Here is a 19,419-nt window from a genome sequence, read left to right on the forward strand (position 1 = left end):
CGGTTTCTTCTTGGTTCAAATACTCCCGCCGGAGGCGGTCCCGGGCCTTCCGATTGCGTCACGGTCGGGATTGGGGGCCAGCCCCCAAACCCCCGGGATATTTATGAACAGAAGAAGATCAGAGGGGCAGGATGCCCTGTTCGGTCACGATCATGTCAAGCGGCTGGTCGGTGGGTTCCAGCGGCAGCTCGTCCGCTTCCTGCGCGGCATAGGCGAAACCGACGGCCAGCACCGGGCCGTGTGCGCGCAGGAGCTCCAGCGTGCGGTCATAGAAACCGCCGCCATAGCCCAGGCGGCCGCCGCGGCGGTCGAAGGCGACCAGCGGCACGATGACGATTTCGGGGGTGAAATAATCCTCCACCGCCGGGACTTGCGCGCCGAACGGGCCTTCGGTCATCGCGCAGCCCGGTTCCCAGCGGGAAAACTTCAGCGGCAGGCCCGCGCCCTGGATCACCGGCACGCCGACCGGGCCATGGGCGGCGGCTTCCTCCATCGCGGGCAGCGGGCTGATTTCGCTGCGGATCGGCATGTAGCCGGCCAGCGGCACGCCGCGGTAGCCAGCGAGGACTTCCGACAGGAAGGACGAGCGCCCCCTCAGCCCCGCCTCATGCGCGGCCTTGCGGCGGGCCAGCGCCGCCTTGCGCGCAGCTGCTTTGCGTTCCGCCAGGCCCGTCACATCAGCACCGAGGCGGCCAGCCCGAGGAAGGCGAAGAAACCCACCACGTCGGTCACCGTGGTCACGAAGGGGCCCGAGGCCAGCGCCGGATCGATGCCCGCCCGGTCCAGCGCCATCGGGATCACGATACCGCCCAGGGCGGCCGCGACCTGGGTGCCCAGCATCGCCAGCGCGATCACCGCCGCCAGCATCGGCACGCCGAACCAGACCGCGACGACCAGCGCCATCAGGCCGCCGAAGATCACCCCGTTCAGCGCCCCCACCGACACTTCGCGCAACACCACCCGCGCCGCGTTCTGCGCGGTCAGGTCGCGGGTGGCCAGCGCCCGCACCGTCACCGTCATCGTCTGGGTGCCCGCATTGCCGCCCATCGAGGCGACGATCGGCATCAGCACCGCCAGCGCCACCATCTGGTTGATGGTTTCGGCGAAGAGATCGATCACCAGCGAGGCCAGGATCGCCGTCAGCAGGTTGACGAACAGCCACAGCGCCCGGCCCTTGGCGGCCTCGTAGATGGTGTCTGTGAGGCTCGCCTCTTCGCCCACACCGGCGAGGCGCAGGATGTCTTCTTCGTGTTCCTCATCCAGCACCGTCATCGCGTCGTCGATGGTGATGACGCCGACCAGCCGGTCGTCCTCATCCACCACCGGGGCGGAAATCAGGTGATACTGGTTGAACGCATAGGCGACGTCGGCCTCGTCCTGCAGCACCCGGAAGACCTGGAACACGTCCTCGACGATATCGGTCAGCTTCACGCTGCGGCGCGAACTCATCAGCTTGCCCAGGGTCACGTTGCCCTTGGGATGCATGCGCGGATCGACCAGAACCACGTGATAGAACTGTTCCGGCAATTCCTCGGCCGAGCGCAGGTAATCGATCGCCTCGCCCACGGTCCAGTGGTCCGGCGCCACCACCACTTCGCGCTGCATCAGGCGCCCGGCGGAGGTTTCGGGATAGGACAGCGCCTGTTCGACCGCGACCCGGTCGGCGTCTTCCAGCGCGTCGAGGATCGCTTCCTGCTGCGGCTCGTCGAGGTCTTCGACCAGGTCGACCACGTCGTCCGATTCCAGCTCGCGCACCGCCTCGGCCAGGACATCGGGGTGCAGCACGCCGATGATGTCCTCGCGCAGGCCCTCGTCGAGTTCCGACAGGATGTCGCCGTCGAATTCGCGGCCGTACAGCGTGACCATGCGGCGGCGGTCATAGGGGTTGAGCTGTTCCAGAAGGTCGGCGATGTCGGCCGCGTGCAGCGGCTCCATCAGTTCCAGCAGCTTGGCCTGGTCCTGGGCGTCCACCGCATATAGGATCGCGGCGATATCGCGGCGGCTCAGGGTGTAGTCGCTCTCTGACAGGCCCTCGGGATGGGTTTCGATGTGATCGATTTGGTCGCTCATGCCGCCCCCTTTCGCCCGTTTTTCTTCTCTTAGCGGAAGCTGCTTCAAGGAAACAATGGGGCATTGGTGATTTACCCTTCTTTTCGGTCAGAATAACGTGGCCGGGAAAGGATATCACCATGATGCAGGACAAATTGCTGATCGGGCAGACGCTGGGCTTCGCGGGCAACCCGTTCGAGGCGGGCGTGGACGCGGCGCGCCATGACAGCCGGGGCGGCGTGCTGATCCGGGGCGGCAAGATCGCCGAAACCGGTCCGGCCGAGGCGCTGCTTGCGGCGTACCCGCAAGCGCAGGTCACCGATTACGGCGAGGGGCTGATCATGGCCGGGTTCATCGACCCGCATGTGCATTATCCGCAGACCGGGATCATCGCCAGTTGGGGCAAGCGGCTGATCGACTGGCTCAACAGCTATACCTTCCCCGAGGAAATGCGTTTCGGCGATCCCGCCTATGCGGCGGAAGTGGCCGGGCGCTACCTGGACCTGACGCTGGCCCACGGCACGACCACGGTGGCAAGCTACTGCACCATCCATCCGGAAAGCGTCGATGCCTTCTTCACTGCCGCCCAGGCGCGCGGGCAAAGGGTGGTGGCGGGCAAGACCTGCATGGATCGCGACACCGCGCCCGAAGGGCTGCGCGACAGCGCGCAATCGGCTTATGACGACAGCAAGGCGCTGCTGGAAAAATGGCACGGGGTGGACCGGCTGAGCTACGCGATCACGCCGCGGTTTTCACCCACTTCGACGCCGGAACAGCTCTCCGCGCTTGGCGCGCTGTGGGCCGAAAACCCCGATTGCCTGATGCAGACGCACCTGTCGGAACAGACCGACGAAATCGCCTGGGTAAAGTCGCTTTACCCTGAGGCGCGCGATTACCTGGATACCTATGAGGCCTTCGGGCTGCTGGGCGCGGGCGGGCTGTACGGCCACGCGATCCACCTGGAAGAGCGCGAAAAGGGCCGCTTGAAAGAGGTCGACGCCTCGCTGATCCATTGCCCGACCTCGAACACCTTCATCGGATCGGGCCTATTCGACATGGCCGGCCTGATGGCGGCAGGGCACCGGATCGGGCTGGCCACCGATACCGGCGGCGGGTCGAGCTTTTCGATGCTGCGGACGATGGCGGCGGCTTACGAGATCGGCCAGCTGCGCCACAACCCGATCCACCCGGCGCAATTGCTGTGGCTGGCAACCGCCGGTTCGGCGCGCAGCCTGCGGATGGAGGACAAGATCGGCAACCTGGCCCCGGGGATGGAGGCCGACCTGGTGGTGCTGGATCTGCAATCCACCGCCGATATCGCGCAGCGCGCGGTGCGCGCGGATGACATCTGGGAAGCGGTGTTCCCCACCATCATGATGGGCGACGACCGGGCGGTGACGGCAACCTGGGTCGCCGGAAATCAGACGCAGGGACCGGCCAGCGTCATCACCCAGTAACCGTTGACCTTGCTGATGCCGAACCGGGTGTATTTCCGGTTCAGCATGTTCTTGCGATGCCCGGCGGACTCCATCCAGCCCGCGATGACCCGTTCCGGCGTGCGGTAGCCCTTGGCAAGGTTTTCCGCCGTCGAGGCGCGGCAATAACCCGCCGCGGTGATACGGTCGACATGGGTACGGCCCTCAGGGCTTTGATGGGCGAAATAATCGCGCCGGTCCATGTCGCGGGCATGCGACGCCGCCGCGCTGTTCAGCTTGGCATCCGGTGTCAGCGGCCCCAGCCCACGCTTGGTCCGTTCCGCGTTCAAAAGCGAGGTGATCGCGGACTGGACGGAGGTGCCGGCGGCCATCGCACTGCCCCCCTGCCCCATCGTCAATGCGGGCGCGCCGCTTGCCAAGACTGCGGCAAGCACCAACGCCGCGAATGATTTACCCCGAAACATACCGGTTCCTTCTCAAGCCATCAGCCTGGACACTAACCGGTGCTGGGCGGCAATCACACTATCCAATTGGATGGTAAGCAAATCCCCGCCGCGCACCACCTGGCGCGCCTCGACGAACAGGTCGCGCACCTTCACCGGCCCGGCCAGAAGCAACGCCGCCGGGTCCCAGCTGCCGGCGCTTTCGATGCCGGTGACGTCCCAGATCGCGATATCGGCTCGCTTGCCGGTTGCGATCCTTCCGCAATCGGGCCGGTTCAGCACGTCGGCGCCGCCGCGGGTGGCGATTTCCAGCGCCTCGCGGGCGCTCATCGCGTCGGCGCCTTTCGCCACGCGCTGCAACAGCATTGCCTGGCGCGCCTCGGCGGCCAGATTGCCGCTGTCGTTGCTGGCCGACCCGTCGACGCCCAGCCCCACCTTGACCCCGGCGTCGCGCATCGCCCGCACCGGCGCGATGCCGGACCCGAGGCGGCAATTGGAACAGGGGCAATGGGCCACGCCGGTACGGGAACGGGCGAAAAGATCGATCTCCTGCCCGTCGAGTTTGACGCAATGGGCATGCCAGACATCCGATCCGGTCCAGCCCAGATCCTCGGCATATTGCCCCGGGCGGCAGCCGAACTTTTCCAGGCTGTAGGCGATGTCTTCGTCATTTTCCGCCAGATGGGTATGCAGCATCACACCCTTGTCGCGCGCCAGCAGCGCCGCGTCGCGCATCAATTCGCGGCTGACCGAAAACGGCGAACAGGGGGCGACGCCGACCCGACACATCGACCCTTCGGATGCGTCGTGAAACCGGTCGATGACGCGGATGCAGTCGTTGAGGATATCCGCCTCGCGCTCCACCAGGCTGTCGGGCGGCAAGCCGCCATCGCTTTCGCCGATGCTCATCGACCCGCGGGTCGGGTGGAAGCGCAGCCCGATTTCCGCCGCCGCCTCGATCGTGTCGTCGAGCCGCGCGCCGTTGGGATAGAGATACAGGTGGTCGGAGCTGAGCGTGCAGCCCGACAACGCCAGTTCGGCCAGCCCGATCAGCGCCGAAATGCGCATTTCCTCGGGCCCGAAGCGGGACCAGATCGGGTAGAGCGTCTGCAACCAGCCGAACAGCAGCGCGTCCTGCCCGCCCGGCACCGCGCGGGTCAGCGTCTGGTAAAGGTGGTGATGGGTATTCACCAATCCCGGCGTCACCACGCAGCCGGTGGCCAGCACCACCTCGCCGCGCTCCGGCAGGTGGTGGCCAATCTCGGCGATGACACCGTTTTTCAGGTGAATATCAGCGCCGTGCAATTCGCGGCGGTCGTCATCCATGGTCAGGATGGTATCGGCGTTCTTGATGGTGAATTCGGTCATGTAAGCCCCACACACAATTTGGCCCCTTTCGGATGTGTGTGGAACATGCGCGACAGAAAGGGGCGAAGGACTCGCGCAGCGCCCCTAAATTGCCATACGGCGCGGATTAATCAAGCGGCACGCGGGACAGGATTTCCAGCGCCTCTTCGTGCTGCTGCTTGGAGGCCGCGGCGAGCACCCGACCACCCTGATGCGCCGGGCCGCCCTGCCAGTCGGTGACGATGCCGCCTGCGGCCTCGATCACCGCGATCGGGGCCTGGATGTCGTAATTCGAAAGCCCCGCCTCGATCACCAGATCGACCTGCCCGGCGGCGACAAGCGCGTAGGCATAGCAATCCATGCCGTAGCGGGTCAGCCGCGCCTGGCTGGCAACCTGCTGAAACCCCTTCATTTCCGCGGGCGTGCCAACCTCGGGGAAGGTGGTGAACAGGATCGATTCCGACAGCGGGCGATCCGGCCGCGCTACCAGATCCACGGGGCCGTGCGGCCCCGTCATCCGGGACAGACCGAAACCGCCCTCGAAGCGTTCGCCGGTATAGGGTTGGTCGATCAGCCCGTAGATCGGGCCGCTGTCGTCCGACACCGCGATCAGAACGCCCCATGTCGGCGTGCCGCTCATGAAGCCCCGGGTGCCGTCGATCGGATCGATCACCCAGGACAGCCCGCTGCTGCCCTGCGTGGTGCCAAATTCCTCGCCGACGATGGTGTCGTTGGGGCGGCGTTCGGCCAGGATCGCGCGCATCGCCTGTTCGGCGGCGCGGTCGGCCTCGGTCACCGGGTCGAACCCGGCCGCGTGTTTGTTATCCGCGCTCAGCCCGGGCGACCGGAAATAGGGAAGAATCACCTCACGCGCGGCATCGGCCAACGCGTGAGCGGTTTCGATCATGCTTTTCGCATCCAGAATGTCAGCCATGTGTTCCCCGCGCAAATTTGGCGCATGGGTAACTCAGGTCCCGGCGGCACTCAAGCCACGTCGGACAGGCAGCGCGCCAATTCGAACAGGTGTTTACGCTGCTGTTCCGGGATTGCGTAATAGCTGCGCACCAGGTCCAGGGCTTCCTTGTCGGCGATCAGGTCGGACGGGTATATCTTGGCAACCTCGCCCTCGCCCTCATCGTCTTCGAGACCGGCGAAGAAAAAGCCCACCTCGACATCCAAAGCATCGGCGATATCCCAAAGACGGGAGGCGCTGACCCTGTTGGTGCCCGTTTCGTATTTCTGAATCTGTTGAAATTTGATTCCAACTTTTTCCGCCAATTGCTGCTGGGTCATGCCGACCAGCCACCGGCGGTGCCGAATGCGTTTACCAACATGCACATCCACAGGGTGTGCCATAAAGCGACTCCTTCATACCGTTCCGATCACCAAACTTTTTCCGCCCCGTGCCGAACACAGACGCTTCCCAAAGGATTGTTGGGCTTATAATTAACTACGACTGTAGCGAAATTTGCCTTTCGATCAAGGAAAAACACACTCAAAGGGGGAAGTTTTCACCTGAAAACACAATCTTAGCGACACATTTTCCAAGTCCCCACAAATGCAGAAAAGCTTATTTGACTTGGTGTTTCGCCCTTCCCCACAAGGTCCGCAAACGGAGGAGACCGATGAAAGCCTACCACATCCCGGAGCCCGGCGCAGAGCCGCGCCTGTGCAGTTTGGCGGACCCGATACCCGTAAAAGGCGAAGCGCTGGTGCGAATCATGGCCTGTGGGCTGAACTTTGCCGACCTTCTTATGATCAAAGGAAAATACCAGGACACGCCGCAAGCTCCCTTCACGCTGGGGTTGGAAATGGCCGGGGTGGTCGAAGCCCTGGGACCGGACACCGACGGCCCCGCGCCGGGGACCCGGGTGGCGATCTATAGCGGCCAGGGCGGGCTGGCGGAGCGGGGCGCCTTCCCGGTCGAACGGATGGTGGAAATCCCCGACAGCATGAGCTTCGAAGACGCCGCCGCCTTCCAGATCGCCTATGGCACCAGCCACGTCGCGCTGGAACACCGGGCGCGGATGAAACCGGGCGAAACGCTTCTGGTGCTGGGCGCGGCGGGCGGTGTCGGGCTGACGGCGGTGGAAATCGGCAAGCTGATGGGCGCGAAGGTGATCGCCTGCGCCCGCGGCGCCAACAAGCTGGAAGCCGCGAAAGCCGCCGGGGCCGATCACCTGATCGACGCGACAACCCAGGACATCCGCCAAGAGGTCAAGGCGCTTGGCGGCGCCGACGTGGTCTATGACCCGGTGGGCGGCGAACAATGGCAGGCGGCCTTCCGCGCCTGCAAGCCCGAGGCCCGACTGATCCCGATCGGATTCGCCAGCGGCGAGGTGCCGCAAATCCCGGCCAACCACCTGCTGGTCAAGAACCTCACCGTGCTGGGGCTCTATTGGGGCGGCTACCTGAAATTCCGCCCCGACGTGCTGACCAGCAGCATGAAGACGCTGCTGCACTGGTACGCTGAGGGCAAGCTGAAACCCCATGTCAGCCATGCGCTGCCGCTCGAACAGGCGGCAGAGGGGCTGGACCTGCTGCGCTCGCGCAAATCCACCGGCAAGGTGGTGATCACGCCATAGGTCGGGGTCCGGGAAGGCGGGATTTCCTCGGAACCACCGAAGCGCGGCAATGAGCCCTTATTGACTTGTTTTTCCATTCGCAGCGAAGGGCTGCTTTAGATCGCAAAGAGAGGTGAATGGCTTTGGCTCATCTGAAGAGCTTCTGGCGCTGTGTATACATACTTTTCCTAGAAGGAATGCTGCGCAGAACCGAAAATGGAGAGAGACTCGGTGTTTTCTCTAAGCGCGCCTGGGGCTCGAACCTGATGTTTGCAGGGATCACAGGCTCCTTGATCGCGTTTTTCTGGTTTGCGCAAAGAACACATTTTGAGCTCAACGCAATCGCAACGACCTCCGAAGTCTTAAAGGTAAGCCGCCACTTAACTAGGAACAGGAAAACAGTTTACGAACTGACGCTTAGATGGATCGATCAGAATGAGCAGGTCCATGAAACTGTACCAAGAGTGAAGGCGAGCTACTATAACGTTCCCGTTGGGACTGAGCTGGACATCAAATACGATCCAAACGACCCAACGGATGTGCGCGTCGAAACACAAGAAGGGCCTTGGTATCTTCCGCGCCTGACATTGCTTGGAAGCTTCATGACCTTTCTCATGGGGTGGGCCATGAGAGGGCGCCCACAATCCTAATGGATTGTGCTGTTCTACGCCGACACAAACCCAGTCACGCCCTGATCGCTTCGACCTGGCGCAGCGGCTGATAGCCGGCCCGGATCATGTCGGCGAGCCGCTGCACCGGTTCGCTGAGCCGCCGCCCGGCGGTGTACATGTTGACCAAGTACATGCCGAGATCGGGCAGGTCGGTGCCGTCGATTTCGGCCAGCTGCGGCGGCGCGGTGCCTTCCAGCATGGTACAGACCGCCAGGTCGGCGCTGACCGTCGCTTCGATGGTGCGGTCGCTGGCGGTATCCACCACCGAGGTCCAGGGCACGCCCGCCTTGTCCAGCGTCGAAATCAGGTCGGCGCGGAAAGCGCACATGCGCCCCTGCGCGATGCGCAGCGGCCGCTGCTTCCAAACTTGCGCGCCGGGCGCCCCGACCCAGCGAAGCGGGATTTCGTTCAGCGTCTCGCCGCCCTCTTCCAGCTTGCCCTCGGTGGTCAGGATCACGTCCAGTTCGCCCCTGGCGAATTGTTCCTTCAGCTTGTTGGTATGGCTGGCGCTCAGCTGCACCTGCATCCGCGGCATTTCGGCGGCAAAACGCTGCAGCACCCGCGGGATCACCGGATAGACGATGTCATGCGGCACGCCGAGATGGATTTCGCCGGCATATTCCTTGTGGGTCAGCCGCGCGAAGGCCTCGTCGTTCAGCTCGACCATCTTGCGGGCATAGGACAGCAGCTGTTCCCCCGACGCGGTCAGCCGGACGCTGCGCCCCGAGCGGTCGAGCAGCGACAAGCCCAGCAATTCCTCGAGCCGCTTGAGCTGCATCGATACCGCCGATTGGGTCAGGTTCAGGAACCCGGCGGCGCGGGTCACCCCGCCCAGTTCGGCAACGGCGACGAAGGATCTCAGCGTGGTGACGTCCAGATTCCGCATCCATCAATTTCCTTGATACATCGACCAACAAACATTCGTTTTCAAAATGAAACACATTTCCCCATATACATCAACAGAAATGATGAAACGAAGAGAATGAATCACGATTGAGAAAGGGTAGCACATGTCCACGATGATCAATTCCTCGGCCGCCTGCCCCGCCGCCCGGCCCGCCAAACCGTCGCTTTTCGCCCGCCTGATCAAGGCCCGGGACCTGTCGCGTCAGCGCGCCGCCCTGCGTGCCCTCGATGACCGGGCGCTGGACGATCTGGGACTGACCCGCAGCCAGGCCGAAGCCGAAGCGCGCCGCCCGGTCTGGGACGCGCCGGCGAACTGGCTCAAATAAGCGCGAAAAAGCGTGAAAAGCGTGTCCGTAAAATCTTGAAAAAGCCGTCCGTCGTACCGATATTTGCCGCAAGCCCCTTGAAATGGGGCAAAACGTTTTACCAATCGGAGGCTTTGATGGCTGATTTCAACACGATCCGGACCGCAGCGGGTGCCCGCGCGACCCAGATTGATGAGGGTCTGCGCACCCATATGAACAAGGTGTATGGCACGATGTCGATCGGCCTGCTGCTGACCTTTGCAGTGGCATGGGCGGTCGGCACCTCGCCCGACCTGCTGAGCATCCTGCGCGACCCGATGACGCTGAAGCCCAATATCCTGGGTTACATCGTCATGTTCGCCCCGCTGATCATGGTGTTTGCCTTCGGCGCGGCGATCAACCGCCTGTCGGCGGCGGGCGCCCAGACCTTCTTCTACGTCTTCGCGGCGGTCATGGGCCTGTCGCTGAGCTGGATCTTCGTGGCCTTCACCGGCTTCTCGATCGCCCAGGTCTTCCTGGTCACCTCGATTTCCTTCGCCGGCCTGTCGCTGTGGGGCTACACCACCAAGAAGGACATTTCCGGCTGGGGGTCGTTCCTGATCATGGGCCTGATCGGCATCATCGTGGCGTCGATCATCAACATCTTCCTGGGTTCGCCCGCGATCATGTTCGCGATCTCGATCATCGGCGTGCTGATCTTTGCCGGTCTGACCGCCTATGACACCCAGAACATCAAGACCACCTACCTGGCCCACGCCCATCACGGCGACAGCGAATGGCTGGGCAAGGCGGCGATCATGGGCGCGCTGAACCTGTATCTGGACTTCATCAACCTGTTCATGATGCTGCTGCAGCTGCTGGGCAACCGCGAATAAGCGGCCCCATAGGAACACGACAAAGGCCGGTCGAAAGACCGGCCTTTTCTTTTTAGGCCAAGCCTTTCGGCGGAAAGCGGCCCGGCGCGAAGAAAGGGATTCCCTTTCGCCCGCCCCTGCGGCAAAGTCGCGGCAAAGAACAGGGGATCATCGATGCAAACCAGCCACTTCGCCATCGCCGCCGTGTTCGGCGCCACCGCCGCGACGGCCCAACCCGACGCCTGGCACCTGCTGAACCAGATCGGGATCGAGGAAATCGTCACCGAGACCACCTATGAGGTGCGCAAGACCTACCCGGCGGAGATCGAGAACGGCGTTCAGGGATTTGAAATCACCGGCTATGCCGCGCCGATGATCCCGGGCGAGGCGGTGCGCGAGCTGATCCTGGTGTCCGACATGGGCCTGTGCCCGTTCTGCGGCAGCGCCGATCACGGCGCCAGCCTGCAGGTCAGCCTGGCCTCGCCCATCGCGATGGGGGACGAGGCGCAACGCATCACCCTGCGCGGCACGCTGAACCGGGTGGACGACCCGGAAACCTGGCAGGCGGTGATCCTGCAGGATGCAGAGATCGTCACGCGCTGAGCAACCCACCGCATGGATATAAAAAAAGGCCGGTCCCGCGACCGGCCTTTTCTTTTGCCTATTCGAAGATCACCGGGCTTTGCGGGCTGCGGTCGACCTCCAGCGTGAAGACGTCCGGCCTTGCATAGTGACCGCAGGCATCGAATTTGCGGCGCGAGGCCCGCGCCTCGGCCACGTCGATATCGTGCAGCAGCAGCCCCTTTTCCTTGTGCATCGGTCCCGCCTCAGGCCCGCCGAAGGGGCGATAGATCACCGCGTCGCCGGGGTTGACCCATTCGTCTTCGTTCGGGAACAATTCGTCCCGGCTGGGCACATCCGCCGGGATATCCTTGGCTTCCAGCGCCGTGGCGCAACCGATCACCCAGCAGCCGCCCTCGCGCGCGATATGCTGCATCGTGGCCAGCCAGGTCGCGCCGTTGTCCCAGGTCGGTGCCACGTAGATGTCGAGGTTCTGGGCATAGAGCGCGTAACGCGCCAGCGGCATGTAGCTTTCCCAGCAGATCAGCGTACCGATCCGCCCCACAGCCGTATCCACCACGTTCAACCCCGACCCGTCGCCGAAGCCCCAGACCATGCGTTCGGGGTTGGTCGGCATCAGCTTGCGGTGATTGTTGGCGATCCGCCCGTCGGCGTCGATCACGGCGCAGCTGTTGAACAGGGTGCTGCCGCTGATCACGCCGTCGAGTTCCTGATACCCCAGCACCACCACGACGCCGTGATCGCGCGCGGCGTCCTGGATCGGCCGCAGCCCGCCGCGGCCCAGATCGACGGAATTCGCCTGCAATTTCGAAAACAACACATCGGTCTTGCCCATGCCCGCCCCCGGCGCCAGCCGCCAGACGAAGGTCGGGTAGCCGGGCAGCCAGGCTTCGGGAAAGACGACGAGCCCCGCGCCTTCCCCGGCCGATTGCGCGATCAGGTCGACCGCCCTTTCCAGGGATTTTTCAAGGTTCAGATAGACGGGCGGTTGCTGAATGACGGAAACCTTCATGGCGGTCCTCCTCGTGGCATCCCCATTCAAGGATAACACAGGCCGGTCATTTCCCGAAATCGCCGCCCCGAGGCCGATCCGCCCCGCCCCGTCAGCTCGTCAGATCGCCACGTCGAACAGGAACCCGACCAGATAGGTCACCGTCATCGCGAGACTGCCCCAGAACAGCACCCGGGCAATGCCGCGCCCCATCGGCGCGCCGCCCAGCCGCGCACCGGTACCGCCCAGCAGCACCAGCGCCAGCAGGGTCACCACGGCGATGACCGGCACGCCATTGCCATCCACCGCGACCAATGCCCCGATCAGCGGCAACACCGCGCCAATCGAAAACGCCAACGCCGAGGCCCCCGCCGCTTCCAGCGGGTTGGCGCTGGCCAGGTCGGTCAGCCCCAGTTCCTCGCGCGCATGGGCGTCCAGCGCGTCGTGTTCGGTCATCTCGCGGGCCACCTGCAACGCCAGCTCCGGCGACACGCCGCGCGATTGCAGCCCTTCGGCCAGTTCGTGCAATTCGTATTCCGGATCGTCTTCCAGCGCCTGGCGTTCACGCGCCAGATCGGCGGCCTCGGTATCGGACTGGGCCGAGACCGACACATATTCCCCCGCCGCCATCGACAGCGCCCCGGCAGTCAGCCCCGCCAGCCCGGTCAGCAACACGGCCGGCCGGTCCATCCCGGCGGCCAGCACCCCCACCAGCAGGCTGGCGGTGGACACGATACCGTCATTGGCGCCCAGAATCGCGGCCCGCAGCCATCCGCTGCGGTTGATGAAATGGCCCTCTTTCGGCATGGCGCACCTCTTTATGACGCTGAAAAGAAAACGCCGCGCGACCCGGGGGTGCGCGGCGTTCCTATCATCCGGATCGGCAGATCTTACTTGATCTTGCCTTCCTTGTATTCGACGTGCTTGCGCACAACCGGGTCGTACTTACGCACAACCATTTTTTCGGTCATGGTGCGGGCATTTTTCTTGGTCACATAGAAGTGGCCCGTGCCAGCGGTCGAGTTCAGACGGATTTTGATCGTCGTCGGCTTCGCCATTGTTATATCTCCAGTCTCGTTCGAAACGGGTCAGTCGGGCCGTCCCGTGGAATCCTTGAAGCCCGCCTTTTAAGGGTTCCTCGGCCCAAGTCAACAGCAATTCGACCATCCCGTGACGGCGGAGCTGTTTTCGCGGCCGCGGCCCACCCCCAACCCCCGGATTCGCCGCTCAGAGCGGGGCCTTGCCCAGCGATTCGTGGATTTCCGCCACCTTTTCGTCGGACAGTTGCAGCGCCGTCGCCAGCTGCCGCAGATAGGTCTTTTCCGCCTCGGTATCGACCGAAATCGGCATCAATGCGGCGCTGTAGATCTGCGACTTGGCGGCGTGCCCGGCGTCTTCCACCAGCGCGGTCACATCGACCGGCGCGTCCAGAGCCGCCTCGACGAAGGCGATTTCTTCCTCCGAGGCGTCCGACAGGTGATCGAGGATGACCTTGCGTTCCTCCTCGTCGATCTCGCCATCGGCCTTGGCCGACTGGATCATGGTGCGGATCATCAGGCGGGCGTTTTCCTCGCTCACCGTGCCTAAGGGCGTGCCGGCGGTCAGCTGGCTGTAAAGCTCGCTCATGCTGCCCGCGCCGGTGGCGGCGGCCGAGGTCATCATCGCGATCATGTGTTCCAGCCCGGCCTCGGTCGCCTCGGTGGTGTCGGCGGCCTGATTGCCCATCTTCGACATCATGTCGGTGACCGCCTTCTTGCCGCCCGGCAGGCCCATCTTTTCGGCCATGTCGCCCAGCGTCCCGGCGATGCCTTCTTCGTCGCCGGCCTTGCGCATGGCGTCCTTGACGCCCTTCATGCCGCCCATCTTGCGATATTTGTCGACCCCGCGCGCGGCGGCGAAGCCGATGGTCAGCGCGGCAAGCGTTTGAACGAAACTCATCCCTGAATCCCCTATGTTGGCAATGCCCCCATACTGGGCGGGAATCACCGTTTCACCAAGGACGGATTTGCCCGGGTCGGGCCGAACGTGGCGGTGAAATCTATGCGCGGAGGGCCTGTAAGCCGGATTCTGTCATAGGCGGCGTGAACCGCCCGAGATGACCATTCCTCTGAACGGACCGTTACCGGCCCGCCTATAGCTGCCAACCCGGGCCTCTGGGTCAAGGCAGACCCTGCGGTGATATCCGGCGAACCGGATCATTCCCGCGCGAGGCCCCTATTCGGCATTGCTCCGGGTGGGGCTTGCCGTGCCGGTCCTGTTACCAGTCCCGCGGTGGGCTCTTACCCCACCGTTTCACCCTTACCCCTGCGGACAGGGGCGGTTTGTTCTCTGTGGCGCTTTCCCTGGGGTTACCCCCGCCGGGCGTTACCCGGCACCCTTGCCTTGTGGAGTCCGGACTTTCCTCCCGGGCCTTGCGGCCCAAGCGGCCATCCGGCCCTCCGCGCCCCGCTGATCTAGGTACTCGGCGCGCCCGGGTCAACGGGAAAGCGCGCCGCCAGCGCGGCCATCAGCGCCCGGTCGGTGTCGTCCAGCGCGCCGGTGGCGCGCGGCCGGAACCGGTCGCGGAAGGCGTTCAACACCGCCGCCTCGCCGAAATCGCCGACCGCATAGCCGAACCGCGCCGCGTCGGCGGCGAAATCCCCCGGCGCGCCCGGGTCGGGCCAGACCGACAACCCCTGCCATGCCAGCCGCCGCCAGTCGAAGCGGGGGCCGGGATCGCATTTGCGCTCGGGCGCCATGTCGGAATGGGCAATGACCCGTTCGGGCGGGATTTGCCAGCGGGCCATGATCCCGGGCAGCAAGGCCTCGAGCACCGCCATCTGCGGTTCGGAAAACGGGTGGGTGCCCAGATTGGACAGCTCGATCCCGATGGAGCGCGAATTGACATCCCTGACGCCGCCCCAGGCCCCTGCCCCGGCATGCCAGGCGCGCATCTCTTCGTCGACCATCTGCCAAAGCTGCCCCTGCTCACCGATCAGGTAATGCGCCGACACCTCCGTGCACGGATCGCACAGCCGCTCCAGCGCCGCCTCGGCGCTGACCATCGCAGTGTAATGCAGCACGATCATGTCGGGCCGGGCCCCGTCGCGGCGCGGCCCGAAATTCGGGGTAGGATGCGGGATCGGCGTGATGGCCTCAGCCACCGTTCACCTTGCGGAACGGCGCCGGGTCCCAGGCGCAGGCGAAACCGTCGCCATCCGGGTCGATGCCCAGACGATCCTTTTCCGGTCCGCCCTTGGCAAGGAAATCGGCCTGTGCCTGATCGGGCGAGGCATAGCGGGCGCAATTGCGCTGTTCGCGGGATTCGCTGGCGATCAGGCGCTTATAGACATGCTGCCCCACCACGTTCGTGGTGTTGAGCGCATAGCTCACGATATTGGGGCCTTCGCGGCCGGTGCGCGAGGGCAAGGCGGTGGGCTGCACCACCTCGTATTGCGCCCGGTTCTGTTCGATCAGCTGGGCGTCGTTTTCGATCGAGCGCAGGGCCGACACGTCCGCGAAATCGTTTTCGTTGGAAATGCCCGAGGGCGCCAGCGCCACCTGCGGCACCGGTGCCGCGGCATCGGTACCCGCCGCATTCAGCGCCGCCGCGGTTTCGGCAGCCAGACGTTCGGCTTCGGTTTCCGGCAGGGTGGAGGCCACGGTGCTCAGCGGCCCCTGATCAACGGTGGATTGCTCCGACGACACCGCCAGCGGATCGGCCAGCGGCTGCCCGGCCAGCTGCGCGTCGCGCAGGGCCTGGGCCTTCTGATAGTCGTCGTAGTTCCTGAACCCGACGCCCGCCGCGCTGTCGGGGACCGTGGGGTCGCAGGCCGCCAGCGCCAGAATGGCCAGGGATGGGATCACGTACCGCATATCGAACACCTGCTCGTGGTTGATTACCGCAGACTTACCACCATTCGCCGGGCTTCGCCACAAAGCCCGCCGCTTTCTCAAGCGCATAGGCGGTATTCAGCAGATCGCCCTCTTCCCAGGGACGGCCGATCAGCTGCAGCCCCAGCGGCAGGCCCTGTGCATCCACACCGGTCGGAACGCTGATCCCCGGCAGACCCGCCAGGTTCACCGTCACGGTGAAGACGTCGTTGAGGTACATCTTGACCGGATCTTCGTCGTTCATCTCGCCCAGGCCGAAGGCCGCCGACGGTGTCGCCGGGGTCAGGATCGCGTCGATCCCGGCGGCGAAGGCATCGTCGAAGTCCTTCTTGATCAGCGCACGCACCCGGCGGGCGCGGTTGTAATAGGCGTCGTAGAACCCGGCGGATAGCACATAGGTGCCGACCATCACACGGCGCTGCACCTCGTGGCCGAAGCCCTCGGCGCGGGTTTTTTCATACATCTCGGTGATGCCGTCGCCCGCTTCCAGCGTGGCGCGGTGGCCGTAGCGCACACCGTCATAGCGCGCCAGGTTCGACGACGCCTCGGCAGGCGCGATCACGTAATAGGCGGGCAGCGCGTATTTGGTATGCGGCAGCGAGATATCGACGATCTCGGCGCCGGCGTCCTTCAGCATCGCGCGGCCATCGGCCCAGAGCTGATCGATCTCGGCCGGCATGCCGTCCATGTGGTATTCCTTGGGGATACCGATCTTCTTGCCCTTGATGTCGCCGGTCAGCATCGCCTCGAAATTCGGCACCGGGATGTCGGCAGAGGTCGAATCCTTCGCATCGTGGCCGCACATGGTTTCCAGCATGATCGCCGCATCGCGCACCGTCTTGGTCATCGGACCGGCCTGGTCGAGCGAGGAGGCGAAGGCCACCACGCCCCAACGCGAACAGCGGCCGTAGGTCGGCTTGATACCGACGATGCCGGTGAAGGCGGCCGGTTGACGGATCGACCCGCCGGTATCGGTGCCGGTCGCGGCCAGGCACAGATCGGCCGCAACGGCCGAAGCCGAGCCGCCCGAGGACCCGCCCGGGGTCAGCTGCGCTTCGTCATTGCCGCGGCGCCACGGGTTGACCGCGTTGCCATAGCAGGAGGTTTCGTTGGACGAGCCCATGGCGAATTCGTCCATGTTCAGCTTGCCCAGCATGACCGAACCCGCGTCGAACAGGTTCGAGGTCACGGTGGATTCGTATTCCGGCTTGAACCCTTCCAGGATGCGGCTGGCGGCCTGGCTCGGCACGCCCTTGGTGCAAAACAGGTCCTTGATCCCCACCGGCAGACCGCACATCGAGGGCGCGTCGCCCGCGGCCAGGCGCGCGTCGGCCGCCTTGGCCTGTTCCAGCGCGATCTCCGGCGTCTTGTGGACGAAGGCGTTCAGCGCATCGGCCTTGTCGATGGCCGCAAGGCAGGCTTCGGTCAGCTCGACAGAGGTGACATCCTTGGCGCGCAGCTTGTCGCGGGCCTCGGCCAGGGTGAGTTTGTTCAGGTCAGTCATTATTCCACCACCTTCGGGACCGCGAAAAAGCCTTCGCGCGCATCGGGCGCGTTGCTGAGGATCTTGTCCTGCATGTTGCCGTCGGTCACGATATCCTCGCGCCGCTTCAGCCGCATCGGCGTGACCGAGGTCATCGGCTCCACCCCTTCCACATCCACTTCGTTGAGCTGCTCGATGAAGCCCAGGATGGTGTTGAATTCATTGGCCAGCGCCGGCAGCGCTTCGTCCTCGACCTTGATCCGGGCGAGCTTCGCCACTTTGGCGGCGGTTTTGGTGTCGATCGACATCTGCAGATCTCCGTTATCCAGTTGCAACAGCGTTTAGCGCCGTGGCGATCCATCCGCAAGCATGTGACGGCGATAGACCTCGATCATCCAGCCCAGCATCGTGGCATTGAGCAGATGCCAGACGAAATGCGTGCCCAGCGGCCAGAGCGTGCAAAGCGGCTCGTCAAGGCTGCGGAAGGTGATCGAGACGGCCAGCAGCGCCGCCCCGATACCCAGCCCCCGCGCCGTGGCGGGCGCGCGGCGGCGCAACAGCACCGCGTGAATCGCGATCAGCAGCGGCACCGGCGCATAGGCCGCCGACGATCCCAGCCCCGGCAGCAGCCGGAACAGCGGCACCGTCAGGGCGGCGTAGGGAAAGAACAACAATGTCGCGCCAAAGGCCCGCCCCGGCGGCAAGCGCCAGAAATCGCGATGCGCGGCATAGATATAGATCAGCACGAAAACCAGGATCGGCACGGTATCGGCCACCCCGGCCCAGGCCCGCGCATGGGTGTGAAACAGCCACGACCCCACCCCGATCACGGCCAGAACGACAACCAGCGCCCGGCCCAGCGGCAGCCCCCGCACCCGCGGCCACATCACCGCCGCCGCGATCACGAAGGCCAGGTTGGTCAAAGCGTTGACCGGCTCGGCCCAATACTCCGGCCCGCCCCGTTCGCAATAGGCATCCACCGCCCGGCCCCACTCCATGCCCGCTCCTTCTTCTTGGCCCAAATACTCACATCCCGCCCCCCCGCGCACGAAAACGCTGCTGGCGGATCGCGGCCCTCGTGCTAGGCTTCGCGTAAAGACAGATAGGAGGGAAGACATGAAAATCATCTGGCTGGGCCATTCCGGCTTCCGCATCGAAATCGGCAATCAGGTGCTGCTGGTCGATCCCTGGCTGACCGGCAACCCGATGTTCCCCGCAGAAAGCCGCGCCGCAGCGACCCAGGGGGCAACCGCCATCCTGGTCAGTCACGGCCACGGCGATCATTCCGCCGACGCGCTGGCGATCTCGAAGGAGCTCGGCATTCCGATCCTCGGCATCTACGACCTGATGAGCTTCTGGGAAGCCACCGAGGGCGCCAAGGTGATCGGCTTCAACAAGGGCGGCACGGTTTCCGTGGGCGATGTCGCCGTCACCATGGTGAATGCGGTGCATTCCTCGTCGATCCCGGGCGGCAAGGACGGGCCGATCTATGCCGGCACCGAGTCGGGCTACATGATCGCGGGCGAAGGCCACACGATCTATTTCACCGGCGATACCGACGTGATGGCGGACATGCAGGTGTTCAACGACCTGCACGCGCCCGATATCGGTCTGCTGTGTTCCGGCGGGCATTTCACCATGGACATGAAGCGCGCCGCCTACGCGGCGAAGACCTTCTTTGACTTCAAGACGGTGATCCCCTGCCATTACCGCACCTTCCCGCTGCTGGAACAATCGGCCGAGGCGCTGGCCGAGGCATTGCCCGGCGTCGACGTGATCGAGCCGCAGGTGCTGGAAGCGATCACCTTCTAAGGCTCAGCCCCGGCCTGGACCGGGGCTGACGCGAACATAAAGCGGGGATGGGGGCGCTGCCCCCGCCGCCGCAAGCGGCGACTCCCCCGAGGTATTTGAACCA

At 64.5% G+C, this 19,419-nt stretch carries 23 protein-coding genes and 1 other RNA gene; 7 read left to right on the forward strand and 17 right to left on the reverse strand.

Features of this window, described 5'->3' with window-relative positions:
* Window positions 1-118: 118 nt before the first annotated feature.
* Both GR167_RS14725 and mgtE read right to left on the reverse strand, forming a co-directional pair.
* A complete protein-coding gene (locus GR167_RS14725; protein ID WP_160974465.1) occupies window positions 119-676 on the reverse strand; it encodes a 5-formyltetrahydrofolate cyclo-ligase in 558 nt (185 codons plus the stop codon).
* A complete protein-coding gene (mgtE, locus tag GR167_RS14730; RefSeq protein WP_160974466.1) occupies window positions 673-2,070 on the reverse strand; it encodes a magnesium transporter in 1,398 nt (465 codons plus the stop codon). The genes GR167_RS14725 and mgtE overlap by 4 nt, the downstream gene beginning before the upstream one ends.
* A gap of 119 nt (window positions 2,071-2,189) precedes the next feature.
* Between mgtE and guaD the strand changes: the two genes are divergently transcribed.
* The gene (gene guaD / locus GR167_RS14735) at window positions 2,190-3,506 is read left to right on the forward strand and encodes a guanine deaminase (RefSeq protein WP_160974467.1); all 1,317 of its coding nucleotides are present in this window, start codon (window positions 2,190-2,192) and stop codon (window positions 3,504-3,506) included.
* Here guaD and GR167_RS14740 read toward each other — a convergent pair.
* The 4 genes from GR167_RS14740 to GR167_RS14755 form a co-directional block, all read right to left on the reverse strand.
* Window positions 3,470-3,856 carry a CAP domain-containing protein gene (locus GR167_RS14740; RefSeq protein WP_160974468.1) on the reverse strand — a complete coding sequence of 129 codons (387 nt, stop codon included), beginning with the start codon at window positions 3,854-3,856 and terminating at the stop codon, window positions 3,470-3,472. The genes guaD and GR167_RS14740 overlap by 37 nt on opposite strands.
* A gap of 105 nt (window positions 3,857-3,961) precedes the next feature.
* Window positions 3,962-5,296 (reverse strand): 8-oxoguanine deaminase, encoded by a 1,335-nt coding sequence (locus GR167_RS14745; RefSeq protein WP_160974469.1) that lies wholly within the window; start codon window positions 5,294-5,296, stop codon window positions 3,962-3,964.
* A gap of 106 nt (window positions 5,297-5,402) precedes the next feature.
* Window positions 5,403-6,209, reverse strand: coding sequence for an inositol monophosphatase family protein (locus tag GR167_RS14750; RefSeq protein ID WP_160974470.1), 807 nt, complete (start codon window positions 6,207-6,209; stop codon window positions 5,403-5,405).
* Between the two features lie 50 nt (window positions 6,210-6,259).
* A complete protein-coding gene (locus tag GR167_RS14755) occupies window positions 6,260-6,631 on the reverse strand; it encodes a helix-turn-helix domain-containing protein (protein WP_160974471.1) in 372 nt (123 codons plus the stop codon).
* A 269-nt stretch (window positions 6,632-6,900) separates the two neighbouring features.
* On the opposite strand from GR167_RS14755, the gene GR167_RS14760 reads away from it, so the two are divergent.
* Together GR167_RS14760 and GR167_RS14765 are read left to right on the forward strand one after the other, a co-directional pair.
* Complete coding sequence (locus GR167_RS14760; RefSeq protein WP_160974472.1) at window positions 6,901-7,860, forward strand: NADPH:quinone oxidoreductase family protein; 960 nt, start codon at window positions 6,901-6,903, stop codon at window positions 7,858-7,860.
* Window positions 7,861-7,976: 116 nt separating this feature from the next.
* Window positions 7,977-8,489, forward strand: a complete 513-nt coding sequence (locus tag GR167_RS14765; protein WP_160974473.1) for a DUF3592 domain-containing protein — start codon at window positions 7,977-7,979, stop codon at window positions 8,487-8,489.
* 34 nt (window positions 8,490-8,523) lie between these two features.
* On the opposite strand, the gene GR167_RS14770 is transcribed toward GR167_RS14765, so the two are convergent.
* Window positions 8,524-9,396 carry a LysR family transcriptional regulator gene (locus GR167_RS14770; RefSeq protein WP_160974474.1) on the reverse strand — a complete coding sequence of 291 codons (873 nt, stop codon included), beginning with the start codon at window positions 9,394-9,396 and terminating at the stop codon, window positions 8,524-8,526.
* Between the two features lie 124 nt (window positions 9,397-9,520).
* Here GR167_RS14770 and GR167_RS14775 point away from each other — a divergent pair, with 124 nt between their 5' ends.
* The 3 genes from GR167_RS14775 (at window position 9,521) to GR167_RS14785 (ending at window position 11,178) form a co-directional block, all read left to right on the forward strand.
* Window positions 9,521-9,742, forward strand: coding sequence for a DUF1127 domain-containing protein (locus tag GR167_RS14775; protein ID WP_235915979.1), 222 nt, complete (start codon window positions 9,521-9,523; stop codon window positions 9,740-9,742).
* Between the two features lie 116 nt (window positions 9,743-9,858).
* Window positions 9,859-10,596, forward strand: coding sequence for a Bax inhibitor-1/YccA family protein (locus GR167_RS14780; protein ID WP_160974475.1), 738 nt, complete (start codon window positions 9,859-9,861; stop codon window positions 10,594-10,596).
* Window positions 10,597-10,749: 153 nt separating this feature from the next.
* The gene (locus tag GR167_RS14785) at window positions 10,750-11,178 is read left to right on the forward strand and encodes a hypothetical protein (protein ID WP_160974476.1); all 429 of its coding nucleotides are present in this window, start codon (window positions 10,750-10,752) and stop codon (window positions 11,176-11,178) included.
* Window positions 11,179-11,236: 58 nt separating this feature from the next.
* On the opposite strand, the gene GR167_RS14790 is transcribed toward GR167_RS14785, so the two are convergent.
* The 10 genes from GR167_RS14790 to GR167_RS14835 all read right to left on the reverse strand — a co-directional run bounded on the left by GR167_RS14790 (window position 11,237) and on the right by GR167_RS14835 (window position 18,502).
* Complete coding sequence (locus GR167_RS14790) at window positions 11,237-12,169, reverse strand: carbon-nitrogen hydrolase family protein (protein WP_160974477.1); 933 nt, start codon at window positions 12,167-12,169, stop codon at window positions 11,237-11,239.
* A 99-nt stretch (window positions 12,170-12,268) separates the two neighbouring features.
* Window positions 12,269-12,955: a VIT1/CCC1 transporter family protein gene (locus tag GR167_RS14795; protein WP_160974478.1), complete on the reverse strand. Its 687-nt coding sequence runs from the start codon at window positions 12,953-12,955 to the stop codon at window positions 12,269-12,271.
* A gap of 83 nt (window positions 12,956-13,038) precedes the next feature.
* A complete protein-coding gene (gene rpmG / locus GR167_RS14800; protein WP_007814563.1) occupies window positions 13,039-13,206 on the reverse strand; it encodes a 50S ribosomal protein L33 in 168 nt (55 codons plus the stop codon).
* 169 nt (window positions 13,207-13,375) lie between these two features.
* Window positions 13,376-14,086, reverse strand: coding sequence for a DUF533 domain-containing protein (locus GR167_RS14805; protein ID WP_160974479.1), 711 nt, complete (start codon window positions 14,084-14,086; stop codon window positions 13,376-13,378).
* A gap of 102 nt (window positions 14,087-14,188) precedes the next feature.
* An RNA gene (rnpB, locus tag GR167_RS14810) (RNase P RNA component class A) lies at window positions 14,189-14,590 on the reverse strand.
* Between the two features lie 11 nt (window positions 14,591-14,601).
* Entirely contained in the window at window positions 14,602-15,216 is a 615-nt protein-coding gene (locus GR167_RS14815; RefSeq protein WP_160974530.1) for an N-acetylmuramoyl-L-alanine amidase, read from the reverse strand.
* A 67-nt stretch (window positions 15,217-15,283) separates the two neighbouring features.
* On the reverse strand, window positions 15,284-16,003 hold the full coding sequence (locus tag GR167_RS14820) for a hypothetical protein (protein ID WP_160974480.1): 720 nt from the start codon (window positions 16,001-16,003) through the stop codon (window positions 15,284-15,286).
* Between the two features lie 34 nt (window positions 16,004-16,037).
* Window positions 16,038-17,525, reverse strand: coding sequence for an Asp-tRNA(Asn)/Glu-tRNA(Gln) amidotransferase subunit GatA (gatA, locus tag GR167_RS14825; protein ID WP_160974481.1), 1,488 nt, complete (start codon window positions 17,523-17,525; stop codon window positions 16,038-16,040).
* Window positions 17,525-17,812 (reverse strand): Asp-tRNA(Asn)/Glu-tRNA(Gln) amidotransferase subunit GatC, encoded by a 288-nt coding sequence (gene gatC, locus GR167_RS14830; RefSeq protein ID WP_160974482.1) that lies wholly within the window; start codon window positions 17,810-17,812, stop codon window positions 17,525-17,527. The genes gatA and gatC overlap by 1 nt, the downstream gene beginning before the upstream one ends.
* Before the next feature lie 33 nt (window positions 17,813-17,845).
* Complete coding sequence (locus GR167_RS14835) at window positions 17,846-18,502, reverse strand: ceramidase domain-containing protein (protein ID WP_160974483.1); 657 nt, start codon at window positions 18,500-18,502, stop codon at window positions 17,846-17,848.
* A 118-nt stretch (window positions 18,503-18,620) separates the two neighbouring features.
* Here GR167_RS14835 and GR167_RS14840 point away from each other — a divergent pair, with 118 nt between their 5' ends.
* Window positions 18,621-19,316 carry a metal-dependent hydrolase gene (locus GR167_RS14840; protein WP_160974484.1) on the forward strand — a complete coding sequence of 232 codons (696 nt, stop codon included), beginning with the start codon at window positions 18,621-18,623 and terminating at the stop codon, window positions 19,314-19,316.
* The last annotated feature ends 103 nt before the right edge of the window (window positions 19,317-19,419 follow it).

The sequence above is a fragment of the Thalassovita mangrovi genome (assembly GCF_009857745.1).
Taxonomy (GTDB): Bacteria; Pseudomonadota; Alphaproteobacteria; order Rhodobacterales; family Rhodobacteraceae; genus Thalassobius; species Thalassobius mangrovi.